Origin of the sequence: Phocaeicola sp. ICN-14070 (assembly GCF_037892625.1) — a bacterium.
Lineage (GTDB): Bacteria > Bacteroidota > Bacteroidia > Bacteroidales > Bacteroidaceae > Phocaeicola > Phocaeicola plebeius.
Window position 1 is genome coordinate 1 of sequence record NZ_JBBKBF010000025.1, and the last position, 24,734, is coordinate 24,734.

At 42.6% G+C, this 24,734-nt stretch carries 18 protein-coding genes; 3 read left to right on the forward strand and 15 right to left on the reverse strand.

The annotated features are described in order from the left end of the window. Positions 1-295 precede the first annotated feature (295 nt). From WKT20_RS08635 to dnaG, 3 genes are read left to right on the forward strand one after another with little or no spacing between them, the layout of a single operon-like run. Positions 296-529, forward strand: a complete 234-nt coding sequence (locus WKT20_RS08635) for a hypothetical protein (protein WP_340417221.1) — start codon at positions 296-298, stop codon at positions 527-529. Then, positions 472-1,038: a hypothetical protein gene (locus WKT20_RS08640; RefSeq protein ID WP_340417222.1), complete on the forward strand. Its 567-nt coding sequence runs from the start codon at positions 472-474 to the stop codon at positions 1,036-1,038. The genes WKT20_RS08635 and WKT20_RS08640 overlap by 58 nt, the downstream gene beginning before the upstream one ends. 51 nt (positions 1,039-1,089) lie before the next feature. Beyond that, a complete protein-coding gene (gene dnaG, locus WKT20_RS08645) occupies positions 1,090-3,219 on the forward strand; it encodes a DNA primase (protein WP_340417223.1) in 2,130 nt (709 codons plus the stop codon). A 49-nt stretch (positions 3,220-3,268) separates the two neighbouring features. Here dnaG and folE read toward each other — a convergent pair whose 3' ends face one another. From folE to WKT20_RS08720, 15 genes are all read right to left on the reverse strand, one after another. After that, a complete protein-coding gene (gene folE, locus WKT20_RS08650) occupies positions 3,269-3,862 on the reverse strand; it encodes a GTP cyclohydrolase I FolE (RefSeq protein ID WP_117702574.1) in 594 nt (197 codons plus the stop codon). Positions 3,863-3,864: 2 nt separating this feature from the next. After that, positions 3,865-4,326: an SPOR domain-containing protein gene (locus tag WKT20_RS08655; RefSeq protein ID WP_117702559.1), complete on the reverse strand. Its 462-nt coding sequence runs from the start codon at positions 4,324-4,326 to the stop codon at positions 3,865-3,867. A gap of 122 nt (positions 4,327-4,448) precedes the next feature. Then, a complete protein-coding gene (tpiA, locus tag WKT20_RS08660; RefSeq protein ID WP_340417224.1) occupies positions 4,449-5,204 on the reverse strand; it encodes a triose-phosphate isomerase in 756 nt (251 codons plus the stop codon). Positions 5,205-5,228: 24 nt separating this feature from the next. Next, positions 5,229-6,545: a BT_3928 family protein gene (locus WKT20_RS08665; protein WP_340417225.1), complete on the reverse strand. Its 1,317-nt coding sequence runs from the start codon at positions 6,543-6,545 to the stop codon at positions 5,229-5,231. Beyond that, positions 6,535-7,077 carry a DUF1599 domain-containing protein gene (locus tag WKT20_RS08670; RefSeq protein WP_117702557.1) on the reverse strand — a complete coding sequence of 181 codons (543 nt, stop codon included), beginning with the start codon at positions 7,075-7,077 and terminating at the stop codon, positions 6,535-6,537. The genes WKT20_RS08665 and WKT20_RS08670 overlap by 11 nt, the downstream gene beginning before the upstream one ends. 144 nt (positions 7,078-7,221) lie before the next feature. Beyond that, the gene (locus WKT20_RS08675; RefSeq protein ID WP_117702556.1) at positions 7,222-8,130 is read right to left on the reverse strand and encodes a peptidoglycan DD-metalloendopeptidase family protein; all 909 of its coding nucleotides are present in this window, start codon (positions 8,128-8,130) and stop codon (positions 7,222-7,224) included. A gap of 296 nt (positions 8,131-8,426) precedes the next feature. Then, entirely contained in the window at positions 8,427-9,095 is a 669-nt protein-coding gene (locus tag WKT20_RS08680) for a DUF3256 family protein (RefSeq protein WP_118162822.1), read from the reverse strand. Positions 9,096-9,159: 64 nt separating this feature from the next. Then, positions 9,160-11,937, reverse strand: a complete 2,778-nt coding sequence (locus tag WKT20_RS08685) for a hybrid sensor histidine kinase/response regulator transcription factor (RefSeq protein WP_340417226.1) — start codon at positions 11,935-11,937, stop codon at positions 9,160-9,162. 324 nt (positions 11,938-12,261) lie between these two features. After that, positions 12,262-13,143: a carbohydrate kinase family protein gene (locus WKT20_RS08690; RefSeq protein WP_007564568.1), complete on the reverse strand. Its 882-nt coding sequence runs from the start codon at positions 13,141-13,143 to the stop codon at positions 12,262-12,264. Positions 13,144-13,147: 4 nt separating this feature from the next. Continuing rightward, positions 13,148-14,308, reverse strand: a complete 1,161-nt coding sequence (locus WKT20_RS08695) for an MFS transporter (RefSeq protein ID WP_340417227.1) — start codon at positions 14,306-14,308, stop codon at positions 13,148-13,150. Between the two features lie 59 nt (positions 14,309-14,367). Further along, positions 14,368-16,560: an alpha-galactosidase gene (locus WKT20_RS08700; protein WP_340417228.1), complete on the reverse strand. Its 2,193-nt coding sequence runs from the start codon at positions 16,558-16,560 to the stop codon at positions 14,368-14,370. Positions 16,561-16,583: 23 nt separating this feature from the next. Further along, entirely contained in the window at positions 16,584-18,455 is a 1,872-nt protein-coding gene (locus WKT20_RS08705; protein WP_340417229.1) for a GH32 C-terminal domain-containing protein, read from the reverse strand. A 126-nt stretch (positions 18,456-18,581) separates the two neighbouring features. Next, positions 18,582-20,930, reverse strand: coding sequence for a TonB-dependent receptor (locus WKT20_RS08710; RefSeq protein WP_340417230.1), 2,349 nt, complete (start codon positions 20,928-20,930; stop codon positions 18,582-18,584). Between the two features lie 165 nt (positions 20,931-21,095). Further along, positions 21,096-22,901 (reverse strand): DUF4980 domain-containing protein, encoded by a 1,806-nt coding sequence (locus tag WKT20_RS08715; RefSeq protein ID WP_117747570.1) that lies wholly within the window; start codon positions 22,899-22,901, stop codon positions 21,096-21,098. A gap of 85 nt (positions 22,902-22,986) precedes the next feature. Next, complete coding sequence (locus WKT20_RS08720) at positions 22,987-24,726, reverse strand: RagB/SusD family nutrient uptake outer membrane protein (protein WP_117702573.1); 1,740 nt, start codon at positions 24,724-24,726, stop codon at positions 22,987-22,989. Between the last annotated feature and the right edge of the window lie 8 nt (positions 24,727-24,734).

Sequence of the window (24,734 nt, forward strand, 5' to 3'; positions counted from 1 at the left end):
CCTCATTTTTATATATTTACACTCCCAATGTACATCTGAAAACTTTCAGTCTCTCTCTCTTTAAAGCACTACCTTTGCCGCTCTTTACCATGTATTCCTAAAACCACGGGCAGCAATGAGAATATACACTTTACTATTTTTCTTTATTTCAGCACTGATCTGTCACTCGCTGTATGCACATACTCCCGCGAGCGGTTATTTTTTGATGCAAGACTCCACGTCTTCTCTTACCTCATTGACTCTTCCAGCGAAGCCAAAGAAAACAAAGGAGCTTTTCCAGCAAAACTTTTCGTACATGGGAATTCCTTTTATTGTTTCCGGCTTAATCGTGAAAAAACAAAACCAGGATTTCCGTACACTGCGCAATCGCTTCCAGCCTACCTTTCACCACGAATATGACAATTATACACAATATGTCCCGTTAGTTGCTACATGGAGCATGAAATTAGCTGGAGTAGAAAGTCGTAGTTCATGGAAGGAGCTCCTGTCAACATGTACCTGCTCGACGGACTGGAATCTGACCATTTAGGTATGTGCGACATCGATTTAGGACTTTACTTTTCTTATCCGCTCAGCAGCCGTTTCTTAATAGGAAGCAAACTGTTAGCCGGACGACGTACTAATGCAAACTTTACCTTAAACTCTATTTCACGGATTAATCCAGCCATTTTCGACCGTCAGAAAGTGAGCCAGGAAGCCTACGACCAATTCTATAAAGCCGACGTAGATTACTATATCCAGCAGGAAGGCCTCAGCGTTCAGGAAATGCTACAAAGCACTTTCATTGATGAAGAATTTCTTCATATCCGTAAAAGTTCTACATTCAAATTAGGAACCGGCCTTTCTCTCGCCTACCGCTACAAAGAAAACGCGGCCCTGCGTCTCTATTGCGACTATGACTTTGCCTCCCCTCGGCTGACATACGACCTGAAGAACTCTTGGGCAGACGAAGACGGTAACCGGGAAGTCCGTTCGTATAGTAAAAGAACGCCTATGCATAATTTTACTTTCGGAGCTTCCATCGCGTTCATGTTCTAACACGGAAGCCGTTGCACATTCTACTTATTTTTATTATTTTCGCCCTTCGAAATGATTGACCAAGCTACCATAGACCGAATACTGGACGCCGCACAAATAGTAGATGTTGTATCCGAGTTTGTCACCCTCCGCCGCCGAGGAGTGAACTACATCGGACTATGCCCGTTCCACAATGAAAAGACCCCTTCTTTCAGTGTATCTCCCAGCAAAGGATTATGCAAATGTTTCAGTTGCGGTAAGGGAGGAAATGTGGTGCACTTCATTATGGAGCACGAACAACTTTCTTACTACGAGGCACTGAAGTGGCTGGCCAACAAATATCACATCGAAGTAAAGGAACGGGAACTGACCGACGAAGAAAAACAAGCACATAGTTTGCGTGAAAGTTTGTTTGTAGTCAATCAGTTTGCTTCTGAGTATTTCCAAGACATACTTTATAATCACATCGACGGACAGCGTATCGGTATGACCTACTTACGCAGCCGAGGATTCCGTGATGACATTATCAAAAAGTTCCAGTTAGGATACAGCACAGACAGTCACGATGCACTGGCACGCACTGCCAAACAAAAAGGTTATCAGGAAGAGTTTCTGGTAAAGACTGGCTTGTGCTATAGAAAGGACGACGGTTCACTTCGCGACCGTTTCTGGGGGCGTGTCATTTTCCCTGTACACACCTTGTCGGGAAAAGTGGTAGCTTTTGGCGGACGTGTATTAAGTGCAGCCACTAAGAACGTGCAGATGAAGTATGTCAACTCTCCGGAGTCTGAGATATACCATAAAAGCCGGGAACTCTATGGTATTTATTTTGCCAAGCAAGCCATTGTACGCCAAGATCGCTGTTTCTTAGTAGAAGGTTATACCGATGTCATTTCCATGCACCAAAGTGGAATTGAAAACGTGGTGGCTTCTTCGGGTACGGCATTGACTTCCGACCAGATACGCCTGATTCATCGCTTTACCAATAACATTACGGTATTGTATGACGGTGACGGAGCTGGAATCAAGGCCAGCATACGCGGTATTGACATGCTGCTGGAAGAGGGCATGAACATCAAGGTATGTCTGCTCCCCGATGGAGACGACCCCGACAGCTTTGCCCGCAAACATAATGCCACCGACTATCAGGCCTACATCAATGAGCACGAAGTGGACTTCATCCGTTTCAAGACGAACTTGCTGATGGAAGAAGCAGGGAAAGACCCAATCAAACGTGCCAGTCTGATTTCCAGTATCGTAAAAAGTATCTCTGTGATACCTGACTCTATTGTGCGCTCCGTATATACACGCGAGTGCAGCCAGCTTCTGCAAATGGAAGAGAAAATCCTGATAGAAGCGGTAAACAAATTGATAGAGCAGGCACAGGAAAATAAATACAAGGAAATCCAGCGTAAGCAACGACAAGCTACCAAGGATGTCCAACCAGCTCCTCCGACTACTTACCCGGAGACACAGCCGACAGAGATTCCTATACCGGATGAGACTCAACTTCCTCCAGCTCCTCTGGAAACAGATGCAGAGTATATACCTCCAGCTGCTGAACAGCCTGCCGGACAACCCACAAGCACTCCTGCTCCTACGGACAATTACCTTTCCTATATCCCATTAGAAGGGAACGAACAGAAACTGTTCTACAAGAAGGAACAGCTCCTCCTACAAATGATTGTCCGCTATGGAGAAAAAGTGATGTGTTACTTAGAGGATGAAAACGGAGAAGAACAACCGCTCACTGTCATAGAATGTATTTCTTCCAGCTTGAAGGAGGATGAACTGCAGTTTCACTATCCCTTAGACCGCCGCATCCTAAAAGAAGCAGAGAATCATCTGCATGACGAAGGCTTTGTGTCTGAGCGCTATTTTCTGACTCATCCTGATCCGGAAATCAGCAAACAGGCCGCAGAACTGGCCAGCGACCGCTATCAGCTAAGCAAGTACCACTCCAAAGGACAGGCAATCATCACCGATGAAGAAAGACTTTATGAGTTAGTTCCCAGGTTGTTAATTGATTTCAAGCTATCAATTGTTGAAGAAGAAATGAAGCATACCCTGCAGGCTTTAACCAATCCGGACATCTATAACAATCCGGAGAAATGTCAGGAAATCATGCAACATTACAAAGAGTTGCAAGAAATTCAGATTCCAATGGCACAAAAAGCAGGCGACCGCGTCATTTTACGTTAGCTATTTCCCCTCTCCACTTACGATAAAAGGGGAAATAGTCTTTTTCATATTAATATTTTGCACGAATCAGGTTCATGAACTCTTCGCGCGTCTTAGCCTGATTGAATGCACCTGTAAAATCAGAGGTAGTCGTTACAGAATTCTGCTTTTCCACTCCTCTCATCTGCATACACATGTGTTTGGCTTCTACTACTACCATTACGCCTAATGGATTCAGTGTTTCTTGAATACACTCCTTTATTTGAAGCGTCATGCGTTCCTGCACCTGTAAACGGTGAGAAAAAATATCTACCACACGAGCAATCTTACTCAGACCCGTAATATATTCGTTAGGAATGTATGCCACATGAGCCTTTCCGTAGAACGGTAGCATGTGATGCTCGCACATGGAAAAGAAATCAATGTCCTTCACAATCACCATCTGGCTGTAAGGTTCCTTGAATTTTGCGGCATTCAGCACTTCTCTCGGATCCATTTCATATCCGCGAGTCAGCGTCAGCATGGCTTTTGCTACACGCTCAGGGGTTTTCAACAGTCCTTCTCTTTCAGGGTCTTCACCCAGCAAAGAAAGGATTTCCTTATAATGCCCAACCAGTTTCTCAACCTTCTCTTGCGGCCAGTTTATCGAACTTGTATCTGTCATCATTATTCTATAGGTATATTAATCTGTTCACGCACAATAGACACTTCCTTAAAAACTCCTGTAGCTTTCAATTTACGCATGGTCACATGTGCTTCTTCAATACTTTTAAAGTCTCCTACCCGGCACAGCCAGCGAGGAGGCTGAAAATAAGTATAAACCGGAAGTTCCGGAAATTCTTCTTTCACTTTCGTTGCTACCCTATTCGCTTCACTACGCGCCTGACGGGAATTATTCCCAGCGTATACCTGTACGCGAAATCCACGAGCTTTTAATGTCTTTACCGGCTCCGAACTGGTAGAACGCACATAACGCTTCCCTATCAAGGAGGTAATCTGTGCATCTTGGTGGATAGTCACTACACCTTCTCCTGCCCGACGGGTCTGCAGGCTTTCGATAATGTTCTGCTGGGCATAAGCCCCGCCGGCACACAAAACAGAAACTACAAATAAAAGATATTTCAGCATAAGCGGATTTTTAGATAGACATAGAAAACAAAAGTCAATTGAGCACAGAGACCATACGACGGCACTACGTCCTCACATCATCTCTGTGCTCATAAGTCGCTCCTGACTAATTCAAAAAAGAATTATTTAAAAGCGTCGATGATACCCTTGAAGTCTGCAACTTTCAAAGCAGCACCACCAATCAGACCACCGTCTACATCAGGATTAGCGAACAATTCTTTTGCGTTAGAAGGCTTGCAGCTTCCACCGTACAGGATAGAAGTATTTTCAGCTACTTCCTTACCGTATTTAGCAGCAACCAAAGAACGGATGTGAGCGTGGATTTCCTGAGCCTGTTCCGGAGTAGCAGTCTTACCTGTACCGATAGCCCAAACCGGTTCGTAAGCCAAGATTACTTTACCGAAATCTTCAGCAGACAAAGAGAATACAGAAGCCAACTGAGCTTCTACTACTTCATTCTGTTTGTTAGCTTCACGTTCTTCCAATACTTCACCGATACAGAAGATAGGTTTCAAGTTGTTAGCCAAAGCCAATTTAACTTTTTCTTCCAAGATTTCAACTGTTTCGTGATAGTAAGCACGACGTTCAGAGTGACCCAAGATTACATACTGAGCACCTGTAGATGCAACCATTTCTGCAGAAACTTCACCAGTATAAGCACCAGATACTTTGTCAGCGCAGTTTTCAGCACCTATACCAATGATAGAGCTGTCTACCAAAGGAGTTACAGAAGCCAAGTGAATGAAAGGAGTACAGATGATTACATCGCAGTTTGGTTTGTCTGCTGTCAATGCTTCGTTCAATTCTTTTGCTAATGCAATACCTTCCTGCAGGTTCTTGTTCATCTTCCAGTTACCTGCTACAATGTTTTTTCTCATTTTGTTTAAATTTTAAAGGGTTAGTTATAATGTTTCTTTTTTATTCTCTTTCTCTTTTTTCTTTTTGCGGCTTTTTATGCGCAACCATATCAGGTCGACCACGGTCAGCAACAGCAAAGGTCCCAAAAACCAGCCGGTCACTTCTACCACTTTGTGTACACTAGTTTTCGGATTCCATGTACTGAATGGAAGTTTCTCCAGCGGTGCATTCAACTGGTATTCATCAGGCAGATTGGAAACACTCCATTTACGCAGCACGACTCCTTTTTTCAGCAATATCAATCCCGGGGTAGAACGAATCATCGTTTTCAGCGTAATCTCATCCATCAATGCAAACGGATATTCTGCCCCTGTATTTTCCTGCCAATCTGTAATATCCTGTTCCGAGGAGGCCGTCAGACAAAGAAAACGATAACCGTGTTCCACACTGTAGTCATACACTTCATTGATCAGATCCATACCACTATCGTCTGCCTGCTTCAACCATGGTGCCACAAGCAAAAAGGTGTACTGCTCACTATGGAGTATGTCATCAGTCAAATCCTCTCCCGTTTCCAGTGAAGTAATCGAGAAGTCGTGAATAGGAGGTTCATAGCCCTTCTCCTTCACCCGAGTCTTTGAATCGACAAAAGTCCACGTGGTATCTGTCGGGAAATTATCAATCGTAAATTCTTGCTCCTTTCCGTCTTTCGAATAAATAAAAAGCGTTTCATACACAGTAGGCTTCTCACCTTCAGGAATCGTCATACCTTTCACGATATCTGCCCCCACGTGATATGGACGAAAATCAAATACAGGCAGATAACGCAGGCAGAACAGCATGAAGAAGATAATAAACAAAATGCTGTAAAGCGAAATCAGCCAATCCACCTTTGTCGTCACCAGATTGAATATATACTGCCTCCATTTAAACACGGAAATAGCCGCAATAAGCAACACTACGTTTTTGAAGAAAGTTTCCCAGTTGGTCAGTACTACCGCATCGCCAAAACAACCACAGTCAGAAATAGGATTGGCGATTGCCAGCCATAGTGTCAGCGGGGTCATGAAAGACATGACCAGCAACACCAATAAAGGCGCTACCCTCCGACGAATCCCAAAGAACAGATAAATGCCAAGAACAAACTCAAGCAAGGCACAGAGCATAGCTGCCAGATAAGGCATATATCCCGCACTCAGGCTCTGCAGTCCCCATGCTTCCAAGTAATCCTGTACCTTATAGACCGTGCCCAAAGGGTCATTGGCCTTGACAAATCCGGAGAACAGAAAAACGACAGCCAATAAAAAACGGCAAACGTTACTCCAGACCACAACTGCTTTATGTAGAAACTTATTCTCCAAACTCCAGCTTAATCAATCCGAAAACGGCATAATTAATCATATCCATATAATTGGCATCCACGCCTTCTGACACCAACGTATCTCCCTTCAAAGATTCTATCTGTTTGGTTCGATAGATCTTCATCAAAATCAAATCTGTATAAGAAGTGATACGCATGCTACGCCAGGCCTCATCATAATCATGATTCTTAGCCAACATCAACTTCAGGGCCTTATCTGCATACGCATCATATAATTCCAGCGCACGTTCCTCTGTGATGTCTTCCTTCTCGGCATAGCCCAGTTCAAGTTGAATAAGCCCGATAATACCATAATTGACAATTGCAATAAACTCCGGACGAATGCCTTCATCTATCAAGGACACACCTTTCACTTCAATACTCCGGATACGGTTTGCCTTAATAAAAATCTGGTCCGTCACAGAAGATGGTCGCATAATGCGCCAGGCAGCTCCGTAATCATGCAACTTTTTAGCAAACAAATCACGGCATACCGCAATTACATGTTCAAATTGTTTCTTGGTTTCTTCCATCTTTTATGCTCGAATATGTGGCAAAGTTACTGTTTTTTCACAGAGCACACAAAAATAAAGGAGATAAAAATGCCATTTCATACAGCCCCGACAGAACTATATGAAATGGCATCCTTTTTTATTTCAGCAAATTTGTTTTTCTTATCAAGAACATCTTAAAACTTGTCCGATACGCAACGTCGTAGTACGTTTTATACCATTAATCTGGCACAAGCGGTCAATGGATACGTGATACAAGCGAGAGATACGTCCCAATGTATCGCCCTTACGGATTTTATGATAACGGATAGCCGATTTTTCTGCTTCGGCTGCTCCGGATTTTCCTGATTTAACAGCTGCCAATGCACGGGTACGCTGATATGCATAACGGTTGGCACCACGTACAAACAAATAGCTGTCTGACACAATATCTTGATTCGGAAAATCAAACACAAATTCCGGATTTATCACTTCGCCCAAGAAACGAGTTTCAAAATGAAGGTGAGAACCAGTAGAACGCCCGGTATTTCCTCCCAAGCCAATCGGATCACCCGCCTTTACATACTCATCTTCTGCCACAATCTGTTTAGACAAGTGTCCGTAAATGGTTTCCAATCCATTGTCATGACGGATTACTACATATTTTCCGTACCCTCTACGTTCATATTTCACCATGCGCACACGCCCGTCGAAAGCAGCACGGATAGTATCACCAATATAAACCTTTATATCCAATCCGTTATGCATACGCCGCCAGCGCGGACCGCATTTAGAAGTGATGACTGTATGAGTGGTCGGCATGCAAAAGCCTGTCAAATCGATTCGGAAACTATCTGGAACCTGTACATTACCGCCGTAAGCATGAACATGATCATTGTTCCAGTTTGGATAAAGACTGTAAGCGGGATATACTGCCTGTTCTGCTTTGATCTGGCGAATCAGGGCTAATGAATCCACAGCTTTTAATTTTCTGTCAATCGGCGCCTGACGAGCCAGAAGATCCTGTCCTGAAACATTGATGCTAACCATGGCCAGAGCCGCCATTGCTACTGTTCTAATACACTTTAAAATCATTATACCTTATATTTTTCAGCTAGTATCCGTCGGATGGACTTCGTTATTTTCTATTTTTCCAGCCCGACCCTTATTCAGAATACCATTACTGGTTTAAAACAAATCATTTTTAGAATGCATTCCTGCCTTCATAATTACGCAGATATGCTTGTCGTTTTACAAACAGCATTCCAAAGATAAAAAAAATTCGGTATATCCGTCTGAGCGGTTAACGATTTTTTATGTATTTTTATACGCAAAGAGCAGAATAAATGTTGTACAACATAACCTCCAGCAATATAAAGAATTAAATAGAATTACTTTAACGAGGTATTCAAATTTTCCTGAGATACAAATTTTCCCTCTTTCCACTCCAGACAAACAGGGTGGGATTTCAGATACGGTTTTAAATTTTTTGCGGTTTCCTTATCCAAATAGTCTGGGGTAGTATAAGTAAAACTCAATATAGGTTTATCAACCGACAGCTCAGCCTTCCATAAATACATATCTGCATAAGCACGCAGATTTTTCAAAGAATCAGCCTGTTCTGCCGAAGCCGGTTTCAAATAAAACTCATCCTCCTGCGGAAGCTGTAAAAAATCAGAAATCGGCAATTCATGCCACTTCATATCATAAAAAGCAATATGGCTGTCAGCCGCTGGAGCCGAATAAGTAGAAACTGCACAAATCACTTTCACGGAGTCATTCAACGGAAGCAATTTCAGTTCCAAAGTACTGGCAGAAGTCGTTTTCAAGAATAAATAATCTGAGGTCAATTTAGTCATTTCCGACATATTTCCAAAACGGTTCTTCACTTCTGCCTTCATCCCGCTTTCCAGAAAGTCCCCAAAATCAGCCCGGTTTACTTCTGTCAAAAGCGGAGACAATGAATCTGGCAATGCTACAAAAAGCGTTTTCAAATCTTGCGCACGCCCAGCAGCACCATATACACATAACACGAATATCAATATCAAAATACGTTTCATAACCAGCTATTCAAAAAAGTGCCCAAATATACAACTATTTCTTTTAGAAAGAATCTTTTCCTTCTCAATTCTTCCCATCCCGTCTTTTCAGGAATTCGCTGGGGCTTTCTCCAAAATAGTCTTTATAACACCGGGTGAAGTAAGACGGGGAACTGAATCCCACTTCGTATGTAATTTCGGCCACCGTCTTTTCAGTAGATGCCAGCAAAGAGGCAGCCTTTTTCAGCCGGGCTATGCGCAACAATTCATTCGGAGCATATCCGGTCAAGGATTTTGTTTTACGATATAACTGCACGCGCCCCAATCCCAATTCAGCACCCAAGTCTTCTACACTCAAATCTGAATTACCCATCTTTTCTTCTATCAAGGATTTCAGTTTTTCCACAAATCCCTTGTCCACTTCGCCTAGCTGCTGTTTTCCGCCTACAGCTGTGGCATCTTCTGTGAACGACTTCAACCGCTTCCGATTGTCTATCAGGTTGCGAATTCGCGCCAGCAGGAGTTTGGCATTGAAAGGCTTCGTCAGATACGAGTCTGCACCCGAATCATATCCCTGAATCCGCTGTTCATCCATAGCGTATGCCGTCAGCATCAATACCGGAATGTGAGACGTCTGCAACTCGCTTTTCAGCCGCTTACAACATTCTATACCGTCCATAACAGGCATCATGACATCACATACCACTACATCCGGCACATATTTCATAGCTTGTCTTATGCCTTCCTGCCCGTTAACTGACTCAATTACAGTATATTTATCTTGCAGCAACATCTTCACGTAATCACGCACATCCTGATTGTCATCAATAACCAGCACCACTTCTTTGTCTGCTGTTCCGTCCACCTCCACGTTTTCAACCCACTGATGCAAAGTCTCCTGTCCAGCATCCAGCACAGCCCCTTCCTGCAAGTTTTTCAAGGATTCATTTTTCTCTATAACCTCCTTCACTTCGCCTTCCTGCTTCATCGGAAGTACAACCCGGAAACATGTACCTTTTCCTTTTTCACTTTCCACTTGTACCGTACCCTTATGCAACTGCACAAAAGCCTCTACCAGAGCCAATCCCAGGCCTGAGCCTGTATGTTGCACATCTATTTGATAAAAACGTTCAAACACATGATGTACATGTTCTTCCGACATACCAATGCCCGTATCACTGACTTCCATGCATAAATACGGTTGATTATCTTTCTCTATCCGTGAAAGCGCAACTTTTATCTCACCTTTTTCCGGAGTAAACTTAAAGGCATTGGACAATAAATTGTAGGTAATGCGTTCTATTTTTTCCGCATCGGCCACCATCACATACTGCGCCGCATCTCCTTCCGCCTTCACCGCAAATTGAATCTGCTTCCGGAATGCCAAGGTATGAAATGCCTCTGTCCAATCCTTTATACATTCCAGCGCATTAAACTCTGAAAGCCGCAAAGCCAGTTTACCATGTTCATATTTTTGGAAATCCAGAATCTGAGTGATCAACCTCAATAAAACGGCCACATTCTTCCGCACTATCTCCAGCATATTCTTCTCTCTCTCACCCAAATGCTTTTCTTCAAGCAACTGATTGATTGGGTCTGCAATCAAGGTCAACGGCGTACGGAAATCATGCGACACGCTGGTAAAGAAGGCCAACTTGGCATGTGTAGCCTCCTCCAACTGACGAGACAATACAATCAGCTGATCACGTTGTTCCTGCAACTGGTCACGCTGTTGCTCTAATTGTTGCTTCTGACTGGACAATTCCGTATTCATCCGGTTCTTTACCCAAAAGGCACGTACCAGGAAAAAGAACAAGAATCCAACCAACACCAATATCACCACACAAGCATATAAGAACATTTTCTGTGCGGAGTAACGAAGAAAATAATCATCCAGCTGATGATTTAAAAGCTCAATTTTTTGGTCCAGCGTCAGAATATGCTTCATCTGCATCTGCATCACACGGGCATTGGCACGGTTCACCAATGCCGTAGAAAGAATATTCTCTCTCTGATAGGGTTCACCTTGCAATATAGCCATGGCCACCTGAATCACCTTATCTCCGCCTGTGGGATAAATGAAGGTGGCATCCAGTTTGCCTTCCGCCACACTTTCTACTCCAGCAGCTACCGCATCAACTCCTACAAAAGCAATCTGTCCGGCACGATTCTTCTGACGTGCCTTCTCATACGCCCCGATAGCCATCCGGTCATTCTGTGCAAAAACAAGATCTACTTGTGGATGAGCATCCAGTAACGTATCCATAACCTCCCCAGCTTTCTGCCGGAACCACCCGGCTTCAGCAGAAGCCACCACTTGCACTCCCGGAGTAGCTTTCAAAGCTTCCATCATTCCTCGATGACGTTCTACTGCCGGAGTTGAACCTCTCAGCCCGGTAATTTCTATCACTCGTCCCTTTCCTTTTAAACGGTCTGCAATATACTCCCCCGCCCTACGACCAATTTCGTAGTTATCGGCACCCACATAGGCTGTATATTTTTTAGAATTGATTTTCCGATCAATCAGGATGACAGGAATTCCGGCATCGTATGCCTTCTCAATCACCGGAGTAATAGCTTCAGCTTCATTCGGAGCTACAATCAGCAAATCGACTTTTCTTTCAATCAAAGATTCTATATCCTTAATCTGATGGGTATTATCATCATGAGCCTGATAAACTTCAATATTTACCCCCGGGTAGAACAAACCTTCCCGAAGAATTTCTTTATTCATCTGGGCACGCCAATCATCCTCGCTACACTGTGACACGGCTATAGTATAGTCCATCTCCTTCCGGGAACAGGCTACAGACAAAAACAGCAAGCAAATTACCCCTATCCAACCACAGACTAAATGTTTCATAATTTTATATCTATTTCTGCAAATGTATGAAAATCGCAGCGATTTATACAGTCTGACAGATACAAAAATCACGAAACCGACCCACAATTTTTCGTTCAACGGCTCTACTCTTTTTATGTCTCCCGAAGCGGAACCATACGTTTTCCGTGTGAGAAACCTACGTTTTCGCTTCGGGAAACATATGGTTTTCACGCGGAAAACATAAAACAGACAAAGCCGAAGCAACATTATCTTCAGCAGACTTTCCAATCTTACCAGACAAAAAAATCTCCGGAAGTACAGAAACATACTTCCGGAGATTTTTCACAAGATAAACTATATAGCTTAAATTTTTTCCTTCAAATACAGAGGGAATTCCGGCATAGCCCCATTCTGGGTACATACAAATGCCGAAGCCTCTACTGCCAGTTCATGCGCTTCGCGTACGGTCTTTCCTTTCAAAATAGAAGCTACGAAAGTAGCAGTGAATGAATCACCTGCGCCTACCGTATCGGCAACATTTACTTTTGGAGTTTCTACAAATGACACATTGCCTGGAGTAAAGACATAGCTTCCGTTCACGCCACAAGTCAGAATCAACATTTTCAGGTTATACTTGGCAAGCAGAATCCAGCATTTATCCTGCAGGTCAATACCCGGATAACCGAACATACGGCTCACTGTAACCAACTCTTCATCATTTATCTTCAGCACATTACACTTCTGGAAAGAATTGCAAAGCACTTCTTTCGTATAAAAACCCTGACGAAGGTTAATGTCAAACACTTTCAATGTATCTTCCGGCATGGCATCCAAGAACTTGTTGATTGTTTCTCTGGAAACCACGCTTCGCTGTGCCAAAGAACCAAAGCAAACCGCTGTAGTCTGTTTAGCCAATCCTTCCAAGGCTGGAGTGTAAGGAATATTATCCCATGCCACACCTTCCTTTATATCGTAACAAGGAACTCCTTCTGCATCCAATTCTACCTGAACCGTACCTGTAGGATACGGTACTTTTTCAATCATGCTATGCAGATTCTTCTCATAGAAGTTTTCCAAAATTTCTGCTCCTAACTTGTCATCTCCTACAGCACTAACCGCACGACCATCCAAACCAAACTGTGACACATGATATGCAAAATTAGCCGGAGCTCCACCTATTTTTTTTCCTTCAGGCAACACATCCCATAATGCTTCACCTATACCTACAACAATTGTATTTTCCATAGTTTTAATGTTTAATTTTCAATGTATAAAAAAGCAAATAAATCACACCTACCGTCATCACAGCTACGGCTCCATTCTGTCCGATTGCATCGCTGGCAACTCCCATCAAAAGAGGAAATACGGTACCACCAAACAATCCCATAATCATCAGTCCTGAGACTTCATTTTTCTTCTCGGACATAGCCAGAAGAGCCTGAGAGAAGATGATAGAGAATACGTTAGAATTTCCAAAACCTATCAATGCGATACAAATGTAAATAACCATCTGAGAGTCGAAAGCAAAAAGCCCAATCATAGCCAGCATCATGCAAATCGCACTTATCAGGAAAAAGACTTTAGATGATACGGCGCGTAAGATAAATGCACCGGAAAAACATCCCAATGTACGGAATATAAAATACAGACTAGTGGCAAACCCAGCTTCTGTCAAGGTCATTCCAATACGTTCCATCAGAATTTTAGGAGCAGTAGTGTTCGTACCCACATCGATTCCCACATGGCACATGATACCAAGGAAAGACAGCAGAATAAAAGGTTTTCCTAACAGTTTCAGACAATCAGCAAATCCTGATGCCTTGTCCGGCTGTTCTTCGGTAATAGGAGTAGCCGAAAGCAACAAAATTGCAAATACAGCTACAATCATATAAATAGGAAACAACACTCTCCATCCCAAACCAAAAGTCGGAATAGCCTGCAAAGCTCCCCACATGGCCAGATAAGGAGCAAGGAAAGAAGCAATAGCTTTCACGAACTGTCCGAAAGTCAGCGTACTGGCCAGACGGTCACCCGAGATAATATTGCTCAATAATGGATTGAGTGAAGTCTGCATCAAAGCATTACCTATTCCCAATAAAGAGAACGAGCAAAGCATCAATCCATAGCTGTCGCCAAACATAGGAAGTAGTAAAGAGAAGAAAGTCACTCCCAAGCTCAGCAATACAGTCTTTTTTCTTCCAATCCGGTTCATCAGTATTCCAGTCGGCACTGAGAATATCAAAAACCAAAAGAATACCAAAGAAGGGAAAATATTTGCCTCAGAGTCTGTCAGACCTAAATCTTCTTTCACATAGTTTGAAGCAATTCCCACCAAATCTACGAATCCCATAGCAAAGAAGCAAAGCATCACGGGAAACAGCTTGGCATATTTCAATTGAGTATTTGTCATTTTTACTTGTTTTTAATCTGTTCAAATTCAGCTTCATCTCTTGTTGAGAATCGTCTTTCTTATTCAGCAGTAAGTTCTATCACATGACTCTGAGTAGGACGGAATCCAAAGACATCCAATCCGACTTTCATCAGATAATCACCAGAGAATAATTCTCCATCGGCCTCCAGCGTAGATTCTGTTCCCGGCATCAGGTTGATTTCTTTTACACGATACATTTTGTTCGGATCCAATCCTTTTACCTTCAACGGAATCAGCTTTTCCTGGAAGCGAGGATAGATATCGTAAGCGAATATCACGCCCTTTGAAGCATCCTGACTAACATAGTTCACTGCCATGTGGTTAGATTCATACGGAGATACCAGACGGTACTGTACCCCATCCAGAATCACCGGCTGCAAACGTTTCCAGTTGGCTACCGCAAGCTGGCAATATTCCAATTCTTCTGCAGCCATTTCTTTCAAGCCGATATCAAATCCCAGCTTACACATGGATGCCATGTCGGTACGGAACTTGATAGAAGTATTCTTATTCCAGCTTGTCACGTGTGCACACATGGCCTTGGCCGGGAAGAACTGAGAAAAGCCCCACTGGATATAAGCTCTTTCCACCGGATCCGTGTTGTCACTGCACCAGAATTCCGTGAAATATTTCAACGCTTCATAGTCACAACGTGCGCCACCACCAGAGCAAAGCATCATCGGTACATCCGGATAGTTCTCTTTTACCCGTTTCATGACATTGTACACGCCACGTACATGATCTATATACAAGCGTCCCTGTGCATCTTTCAGATAAGAAGAATAGATATTGGTAATCGGGCTGTTGCAATCCCATTTGAAATAAGCGATACCCGGATTTTCCTTCAACAACTTATCCACAATGCAATACACATAATCCTGCACCTTCGGGTTACTCAAATCGAGTACCAGCTGGTTACGATAGTAATAGGTTTCACGGTTCGGGTAATGGATTGCCCAGTCAGGATACTTTTCAAACAATTCACTCTTCGGATTCACCATTTCCGGTTCAATCCAGAGACCGAACTTCACTCCTTCTTTTTCAGCCGCCTGAACCAGCGCATTGATTCCATCAGGAAGTTTGTCGGCCGTTACATCCCAGTCGCCCAGTCCGGCTGTATCGCTGCTGCGTTTGTATTTGTTGCCAAACCATCCGTCATCTAGCAAGAACATGTCTACACCGAGTTCTTTCGTTTCCTTAATCAGATCGACAAGAATATTCTGATTAAAGCCGAATCCTGTATTCTCCCAGTTATTCAACAACGTCAGACGAGAACCTTTTCCATCTTTCAACTGATAATTCCGTGCCCAGTTCTGAAAGCGACGGCTACCTTCGCCCGTACCCTTATTACTCAAAGTAAAAATAAATTCAGGAGTAGTGAACACTTCGCCTTTCTGAAGCTCATACACCGAAGCATAAGGATTAATAGCAGGAATCACACGCAGATTACCCACATTGTCCACTTCGAAAGTAAAGCTGAAGTTACCTGTCCATCCCAATGTACCCATCAGGACCTCCCCCTGATTTTCTGCAGCAGGAGTATCCAGACCGACCATGAAAAAAGGTTGTGCATGCATGGCAGCACGACTTCCCAGCTTGGTATCTACCACTTTCTTACCGAACTCCAGCTTCTGTGTACTCATCTGTACTTCCTTCGCCCAGTCACCACTGAATTCAGTCAAATAGTAAGCTGGACGATTGAAATATAACATCGTAGAAGCGTAACGGAATAACTGTACAGGCTTTTTCTCCTGGTGTGAGATTTCACTCCAAGTCTTGATTACGTCCTCCTTTTCGTAAGCCACGTAATGCAAGGTTACATTCACCGGATATTTGTCATCACGCAAATGAATATCAGTCTGTGTTCCTCCTTCCACAGCTTTTGTAGAAGAAGACACGTAATAAAGCCAGGTAGAAGCATTACCGTCGGCATGAGTCACTCCCAAAGCTGGTTCAAAGAAATCCTCGTTACCTGAACCTGAACAGACTTCCCATCCGCGTGAAGAGACACTGGCATCTGATGCAGGATGTATCTGCCAGTCCAGTTTCTTCAAATCCGATTCATGCAACAGTTTTTCGCCCAAGTAAGTCTGATAGAGACGTCCGTTTTCAGCTACCTGAAGCACCAGGTCCGTATTATCCGTTGAAATCCGGATAACCTTTTCTTCCGCTGCTTCCGCGCACTGAAAACCCCAAAACAAGCCTAAAGCCGTAATAAAAAAGTTTTTCATGGTCTGTCTGGTTTTTTAATAAATTACAACCCCAATTTATGTATCTTCATATTCTCTACCTTATAATCACCACCTTCACTGTAAAGACGAATAGAGTTATAAGGTTTGGTAGGGAATACTAAGTTGGTCATGGCAATACGACCTCCATTAGCAAAGATTTCTACAGAGCACTTGTCTACAAAAATCTGCAAATGATAAGTTTTTCCTTCACACAATGAAAGAGGAGCCCATGTGCCTAATGCAAAATCATTCTTATAGTTGATAGAAGTCGTTTTACGACGGTCATGATTTTCGATGGCATGAGGTTCTGCTTTTTCACCAAAAGCAACCAACCCACTTTCTGTACGATCCATCACCAGTTTACCGGCTTTCATATCCAAGTAAATCTTGGTCTTTTCACCCTTGTCATTCAGCAGTTCCATTCCAGCTACAGTAGATGCACCCGGAGTTACATCCATTTCAATTTCAAAAGCACCCTCATTCTGCGGGAAGATTTCGTCAGTCTTGCTTTCACCTTTCACAGTCTGATTGTCAATGGTACGTGTTTCTTTACGCAAGCCTGCTGTTTCCTTTACAGCATTGGCTGCCATGTAAATCTGACCATCTTTTGTGTACAATGACAATTCACGCGGCAAGGCATTTGCTCCACGATACTGACGGATAGGAGTTACATTTGCATATTGCCAGTTGCTCATCCAAGGCACTGCAACCACGCGGTCTCCAGTATTTGAGAAACAAACAGTAGCATAGTGGTCTTTACCAAAATCCAACCATTTAGTTACTTCCGGTTTCGTGTCACATTTGAATTCTTTTCCATCAAAATCACCTACGAAATATTCTGTAGCACTACCACCGAACATACAACCCGGGTTGATATTTACAATCATCACCCATTTCATATTGTTCTTGTCACCATCAACCGGCAACTGGATAAAGTCAGGACACTCAAACTGATTAGGCTGTACACCATAACCTTTACCAAATCCGCTCTGATATTCCCAGTCCTTCAAGTTAGAAGAAGAGTAGAAACGCATTTCCTTGTCCGCAGAAACAATCATATACCATTTCTGAGCTGGTTCATACCAGAACACTTTCGGATCGCGGAAATCTTTCAGTCCGTCAAACGGAGTCAAAATCGGATTTTTCTCGTATTTTGTATAAGTACGTCCATTGTCTTTGCTATAAGCCATACACTGAATCTGTCCGTGTTCATCGCTGGCAGATGTGTAGAAAGCGATAATGGCATCTTTTCCGTAGCCTGCGCTATTATTCTTGTCTACCACTGTACTTCCTGAGAAAATGTGGCCCAATGTGTCACGTGCGATAGCAGGATTCAAATGGTCCCAATGAATCAAGTCCTTACTAACTGAATGTCCCCAGTGCATATTTCCCCACTTGGAACCATAAGGATTATACTGGAAATACAAATGATACTCTCCATCTTTATACACCAGTCCGTTGGCATCGTTCATCCAGCCATAAAGCGGTGTATGGTGATATACCGGACGATAATAGTCCGTATTTGCCGTATTAAAAGTATCCGACAACTGAATATGCTCCCAGCATACAGCGTTTGCAGCCACCTTTCCAATGGTAACAGTGGCTTCCTTAGCTCCTTGAGGCAATTCAAACGGTACGTAATACTCTACGCTGTCTACTGCCAGACGTACATCCATCGGCATATCAGCCGGACTTCCGGTCACTAATTTCACCTTTCCCTCATTAGATGATTCCTGAATAGGAAGCAAAAGATATTTAGAAGGATTCTTTATGTGTACGACAGTCAAAGTGTCTCCCTGATGCTCAAATACTAAGTTATTTTTTTGTGATTGGCATGCCCACATACCAGTCAAGAAAAACGCTCCTAATGCGAGGTTAACAAAATTCTTTTTCATGATACGTTGTTTTATGGGATTAAAAATACAAATTATTCTTTTAAAATACCTATTGAAAACTTTTTATAACCGGCACAACCCATTGATTCGTTGTGCCGGGAATTTATCGGAATAGAAAAATGAATGTCAGAATTTAAGCTGTGCAGAGAGTTCTACTGTGAACGGACGGATGTAGCTTCCTGCCATTACTGTATTGGCATATTTTCCAGCTTCTTCCTTCGTTACGAGTTCTGCACCTGCGATACTTCCTTTTGCACCAGTCTGGTTCAGGAAGTTAACAACTGAACAGCCTAATGACAGTTTCTTGTTTACCTGCCAGTTCAAACCACCAAAGGTTTCCCAACGGCCATTGAAATAATAGGCATCATTGATATTAGCGTATGTCTTGCTAAAGTAACGGAAGCTAGTCCAGATTTTCAAATCTTTTGTAATCATATAGCTCGGGTCGATTTCCACGATTACCTGCGGGATTTCTGCTACGATGTTACCAGTGGCATTGATCTGACCTACATAACCGTCTGAGAACTTCACAGAAGTTTCATATTTCTTGTAAGTCGGCTTCTGGTAAGTGAAGAGGAAGTGCAAATCAAAACCTTTAAACGGACGAGCTACCACGTCAGTAGTCCAACCCAATGTCTTGATGTCATAGTTCAACGGAGCAGCCAAGATTTCGTTTACTCCATTTACGCTATGCTGCAAGTTCAATGTAGAGTTGTTGTTGGTCTTTGAGATATAAGAGAACAATGAAGTCAAGCTCAACCATTCGTTGTTATAATAGATACCGGCACGTCCCAGAGGTACTGAAATCTTATCGGTATTCGGCAATACAGCCGGAGCAAAGTTCTCAATTCTCGGATGCTGGGTAATGTAAGTAAAGTCTCCAGTAAATCCGAACTGTTTGGTCAACTTATAAGTAGCGGCTGCACTCAGTGCGTAATTAAACCAGTCATACTCCATCGGAGTCGGTTCAATCTTTGTTCCATTAGGTGCAGTAGCTCCCAGATAATAATCAGCAAAACGTCCTACAAAATTGCCATCAGCATCTTTAACCGCTGCATTGTTTCCACGAAGAGCTTGGTATTCCAGACGAGCACCGTAGTAAAGGTTAAATTTGTCGGTTACATCCCAGTCGTGAGTGAAATATACAGCCAATTTGTTTTCATGACCTTTATAATATTCTGATGCATTCTTGTTGAAGTCATAGTAATATCCATTTCCTCCATAGGTACGTCCACTTCCTGCTACATTATAATCAGGATTATAAAGGCGGACCGGATAGCTTCCGTCAGTCGGTACAGACTGGTCATACATCGTAGTATTTGATGCATAATCAATATCATAATACCATTCGTTCAATCCCAGGCGCCATGTACCGTTAGACAATTTACGAGACAGCTCAGTAGTAAACATTACTTCATCAATGAAACCACGGTTCAAGCAAGACATACGGCTCTGTACATATTCGCCATCGTATGCTCTCATGCTACCGTCTTCTGCTTCATATTGATAATTAATAGCACTGTTTGCACGCTGTGAAAGTTCCATCGGAGTCTGGTACACACAAGAACCGGTCGCATGGTCGTATTTCATGATTACTTTCCAAGACAAACCGTTATCCCAGTTGTAATTATTCATCAAGGTAAACTCACTACCCTTATTCTGTACGGCATCATACAAGCTTGTTTTCTTCAACTCTCCTGTACGCATGTCGCGATATACCATTTCATTGTCAACCGGAAGATAAGAAGTAGTACCCAAAGCAAAAGCCCCCAACTCTCTTACGCTACCATCGCCTACGTAAATAAACGGAGCCGACTGAGTGGCATACATATATACCGGATGGCTGTTGCTGTAATGATACATAGCCGTAAACTCACCCCGGTTATTGTTATAGCGTTTTGTCAAGGCAAACTTATAAATCTGTGTACGATCCTGGAAAGGAGTAGATTTAATTTTGAATGTTCCCGGGTCAAAATCCTGATAGATGCTTCCACTATAGAACCAATCGTTAGCAATTTCTCCGTTCAGATTCAGAGAGAACTCCTGCATGCCGAAATGATTGGACTTATAATTCAATGTTCCATGAAAACCTTTTTCACCAAGCTGAGTGAAAGAGTTGACTGCATATCCGATATTACCGGTTGTAATGGCAGTTTCTGAAATTTTCAACAATCCTACATGGTTCAAGCTGGCATCTGCACGCCACAAAGAGTTTACACTGTGCGGATTCGTAGCATACGTTACCGGAATTCCATTTTCAAGCACATTCACATCTGCAGAAGGAAGACCAATCTGAATTTCACGAGGTCCGTTTGCACTGGCGGCATTCAACATTACATTACGGTTACCTTCTTCTTTAGAACTACCTTCATTTGATGAATTGTTTTCTTGTGCATAGCCATTTACACAAGCCCAAGCGAGCAGCAGCACCGCAGCTCCCATACGATTTGAAAACTGTTTTTTTTCGGCCTTCATAGCATCATTTTAATTAATATGTTAGCATGAAATTTTTTATTTGTTCATCGCAAAAGTAAGTGATTGACAGCTATAAGGCCATAAAGAATGTTGCATCCTATGACAATATTGTTTCATGCAACAATATTTCTACAGGACGCAACATTTTTACTAGCGAGGAGGGGGTTACTGCAATGTATACACATTCAATGTTTTCACTGCATACCCGTTCTTATCCGCTTCAAAGCACATTTTCACATAAGGCTGTGAAGGGAACACCAAATTTGTCATCACAAATTTTCCATCCTCACCAAAAGCTTCAATACTTGACCGATCGACAAACAAACGTAAAACCAACTCTTTGTCAACATTTGCCGGAGCGACCGTAACCGCAGGAAAGTCTTTGCTAAAATCCACCGTTCCGCTCTCGCTACGATCCATCACAAACTGTTTACGATTCAAGTCATAATACATAGAGACTTTCTCTCCCTTATCATTCAATAAGCAAAAAGCAATCTTTGACGCGCCTGCATTCTGAATGAGTATTTCTACTTCATAGGCTCCTTGATTATCTTCGAACAAATTTACTATTTCATGCTTCTCGGAAACCTTAAATGAAGGTATTGAAACTTTCTTACCACGTGCTTTTTTCACTTCCACAGAAGGAGTACTCTTTAAAAACAACTCCTGTCCCTCGCGATAAAGAGTCAAATCACGAGCAAGTGTATTGGCACTACGATACTGGCGGGTAGGAACATTATTGGCATACTGCCAGTTACTCATCCATCCCAATGCGATGCAACGTCCGTCAGGTGCATTGTTCCAAGTCACAGTAGCGTAATTATCCTTTCCCCAGTCCATCCACTTTGTCTGAGTAGGCGATTCGTTTACAAACTTCTTTCCATCGAATGAGCCCACAAAATACTGAGCAGCACTACCTCCAAAAGGACCTCCAGGATTCAGGTTACAGATTAGTACCCATTTTTTCTCACGAGTACCTTCTACTGGGATTTCCACCAAATCCGGACATTCCCAAACGCCACCATGAGCCCCCTGCATAGCACCAAATTCACTCTCTTTCTTCCATTCCTTTAAGTTAACAGAAGAATAGATTTCCATGTGCTGACCTACAGCCAACATCATCACCCAATGCTTGCCCGGTGCATACCAGAATACCTTCGGGTCACGAAAATCTTTTTCAGAAGAAGTCAGGATAGGATTACCTTCATATTTGGTGAAAGTTTTTCCATTATCCAAACTGTAAGCCATACTTTGTGACTGGACATCTCCCCAAGGAGTGGCCTTGGCAGAAGTATAAAAAGCCACAACGGCTCCTTTACCAAATCCGGCTGTATTATTATGGTCTACCACACATGAACCACTAAAAATAGCTCCCCATGCATCTGGTACAATGGCGCAGCCTTCAAAATTCCAGTGCATCAAATCTGTACTGGTAGAATGTCCCCAGTGCATATTTCCCCACACCGAACCATACGGATTATACTGGAAATACAGATGATATACCCCATCTTTATAAAACATTCCGTTTGGATCGTTCATCCAACCATATACCGGAGTATGGTGATAAACCGGACGGAACATTTCCTTGTTCGTCATGTCAAATGAATCTGACATTTTCAGTTCCTTCCAGCAAAGCGCGTTTGCAGGAACACCTTGTATATCAATAGAAATATGTTGCCCTTTATAAGCCGATAACTCAAATGGTACGTATGAATCCACTCTCTCCCGAGCCAAACGTACATTCATGAGAGTACCTTTCTGTTCGTTATCTTTTACAATGCAAATTTTACCTTCTGGTGCATCATCTTGTATGGGAAGAAGCAAATAATCTTCGGTAACATCCAAAGAAACAATGTTTTGTTCACTTACCAAATGACGAATTGTCCATGAAGAATCAGCCTGTACCACTGATGTCAGTCCTAAAAAAAGCCCCAATAGGGTTACTTTCATTGTATATGCATACTTTCTCATAAAATTATGTTTTTAGTATATATCGCTATGTTATTTCCTTTTTCTTCCTTGTTGACATAAGGAAGAAAAAGGAAAATCTATCTTATTATTCATACCCCTTATTCTGAGTGTACAACCCAGGGATATAATACATCTGATTATAAGGTATCGGAAAGAATTCATTCTTACCTGCAGTAAAATGAGCATCTTTATAATATTGCCCATAAGTCTGTCCTTCATAAACATCATGCTGTTCACTCTCAAAATATGCGTTCAATGTCTTAGATGCAATTCCCCAACGACGCAAATCAAAGAAACGTCCATTTTCCATGGCCATTTCCAGACGACGTTCCCAACGCAAACACTTACGGGCAATTTCCTTAGTTGAAAAATAATTGTCCGGATAAAGCGCAATATCACACTGATTTTTTGCATAGCTGATATGCTTGTCAATTGACTTAGCTGCACGGTCACGGATATCATTCACAATCTTCTCAGCTTCGCTCAGTCTGTTCTGTTCAATCAATGCTTCCGCACGCATCAACATCACGTCTGTGTAACGGAATACATAATCATTCATTGCAAAAGCCTGCCATGAACCATTATAGGTCTCTCCTTCAGAACGCTGAGGAACTTCCTTCAACGAAGTATAGTATCCATACGTATTCGGTGTACGTGAATTGGCAGTAGTCATCGTATATTCAGCCTCATACTTGTAAGGGAAAGTGGGCATACCTACGGTATGGAACAAACGCGGATCCCATTTCTGGCTGGTAGGCTGACCATTAATCGGATAATCAATCTCGTTGTTATAATCATCAAACATCGGAAGGCCGTTCTTGGTCTTGAAGGCGTTCACCAAATTTTGAGAAGGTTTGTGGAAATCCCATCCGCAAGACCACATCTGCCAGCAACCATTCAGCATGTTAGACCAGTTAGCACGTCCATAAGTTGTATTATCATCTTCATAGTCAGAACACTGCACTGCAAAGACAGACTCCTTGCTATTCTTGTAGGCCGGCAAGAAAATATCTCCATAATCTTCCAAATATCCATAACCAGAAGATATCACATCATCCGTATAATCAATCACCTTCTGCATGTATTCAGAGTTGATATGTCCCTCACCAGTAGTAGCTTCATATCCGTCTCCCCATGCTAAAGTCAGATAACATTTAGCCAAATAAGCAGCTGCTGCAATCTTATTAGCCCGACCATCTTCACCTGGTTCTTTCACCGGCAAAACATCATAAGCTGCTTTGAAATCATCAATGACTTTTTGGAACAACTGCTGGTAATTCAAGGCTGTATTGCTGACCTTTTCATACGAATTATCTTCCACTACTTGTTCATCAATCCAAGGAACCTGACGGAACACCGTCAGCAGTTTAAAATAAAAATGTCCACGCAAGAAACGCATTTCTGCTACACGCTGCGTTTTCACATCTTCGCCCAACTGGTCTCCATTACGTTCCAGCGCAAGCAATGCACGGTTACAACGGGAAATAGCTACATACAAACGATACCACAATTCATCCATCTCACCAGGAGTGGTAGCTGTCAATGTAGTCCAAATATCAAAAGCATGATAACCTGTATCCGTAGTTCCTGAACCACCTTTCAGACAGTCATCCGAACTCACGTCGCCATAAGGAAACAAGTTGAACGGATAAGTGTACCAACAATCGCCCAACATAGCGTAAGCCGCATTCACCATTTTCTCCGGATCAGAGAAGGCCTTATCTTCGTTTACTACTGCAGTCGGAGTATAATTCAAAAAATCTTCACAGCTACTCAATGACAAACCCAGTGCACAAGCTGCCAGCAATATATATTTTTTCATCATATTCATTA

Excerpts from the sequence above, each read along its gene's own strand:
- WKT20_RS08715 (WP_117747570.1), bottom strand. The coding sequence starts at position 22,901 with ATGAGAAAGTATGCATATACAATGAAAGTAACCCTATTGGGGCTTTTT.
- WKT20_RS08700 (WP_340417228.1), bottom strand. The coding sequence starts at position 16,560 with ATGAAAAACTTTTTTATTACGGCTTTAGGCTTGTTTTGGGGTTTTCAG.
- WKT20_RS08720 (WP_117702573.1), bottom strand. The coding sequence starts at position 24,726 with ATGATGAAAAAATATATATTGCTGGCAGCTTGTGCACTGGGTTTGTCA.
- WKT20_RS08710 (WP_340417230.1), bottom strand. The coding sequence starts at position 20,930 with ATGAAGGCCGAAAAAAAACAGTTTTCAAATCGTATGGGAGCTGCGGTG.
- WKT20_RS08655 (WP_117702559.1), bottom strand. The coding sequence starts at position 4,326 with ATGCTGAAATATCTTTTATTTGTAGTTTCTGTTTTGTGTGCCGGCGGG.
- WKT20_RS08640 (WP_340417222.1), top strand. The coding sequence starts at position 472 with ATGGAAGGAGCTCCTGTCAACATGTACCTGCTCGACGGACTGGAATCT.
- WKT20_RS08690 (WP_007564568.1), bottom strand. The coding sequence starts at position 13,143 with ATGGAAAATACAATTGTTGTAGGTATAGGTGAAGCATTATGGGATGTG.
- WKT20_RS08635 (WP_340417221.1), top strand. The coding sequence starts at position 296 with ATGGGAATTCCTTTTATTGTTTCCGGCTTAATCGTGAAAAAACAAAAC.
- dnaG (WP_340417223.1), top strand. The coding sequence starts at position 1,090 with ATGATTGACCAAGCTACCATAGACCGAATACTGGACGCCGCACAAATA.
- WKT20_RS08695 (WP_340417227.1), bottom strand. The coding sequence starts at position 14,308 with ATGACAAATACTCAATTGAAATATGCCAAGCTGTTTCCCGTGATGCTT.
- WKT20_RS08680 (WP_118162822.1), bottom strand. The coding sequence starts at position 9,095 with ATGAAACGTATTTTGATATTGATATTCGTGTTATGTGTATATGGTGCT.
- tpiA (WP_340417224.1), bottom strand. The coding sequence starts at position 5,204 with ATGAGAAAAAACATTGTAGCAGGTAACTGGAAGATGAACAAGAACCTG.
- folE (WP_117702574.1), bottom strand. The coding sequence starts at position 3,862 with ATGACAGATACAAGTTCGATAAACTGGCCGCAAGAGAAGGTTGAGAAA.
- WKT20_RS08670 (WP_117702557.1), bottom strand. The coding sequence starts at position 7,077 with ATGGAAGAAACCAAGAAACAATTTGAACATGTAATTGCGGTATGCCGT.
- WKT20_RS08675 (WP_117702556.1), bottom strand. The coding sequence starts at position 8,130 with ATGATTTTAAAGTGTATTAGAACAGTAGCAATGGCGGCTCTGGCCATG.
- WKT20_RS08705 (WP_340417229.1), bottom strand. The coding sequence starts at position 18,455 with ATGAAAAAGAATTTTGTTAACCTCGCATTAGGAGCGTTTTTCTTGACT.
- WKT20_RS08685 (WP_340417226.1), bottom strand. The coding sequence starts at position 11,937 with ATGAAACATTTAGTCTGTGGTTGGATAGGGGTAATTTGCTTGCTGTTT.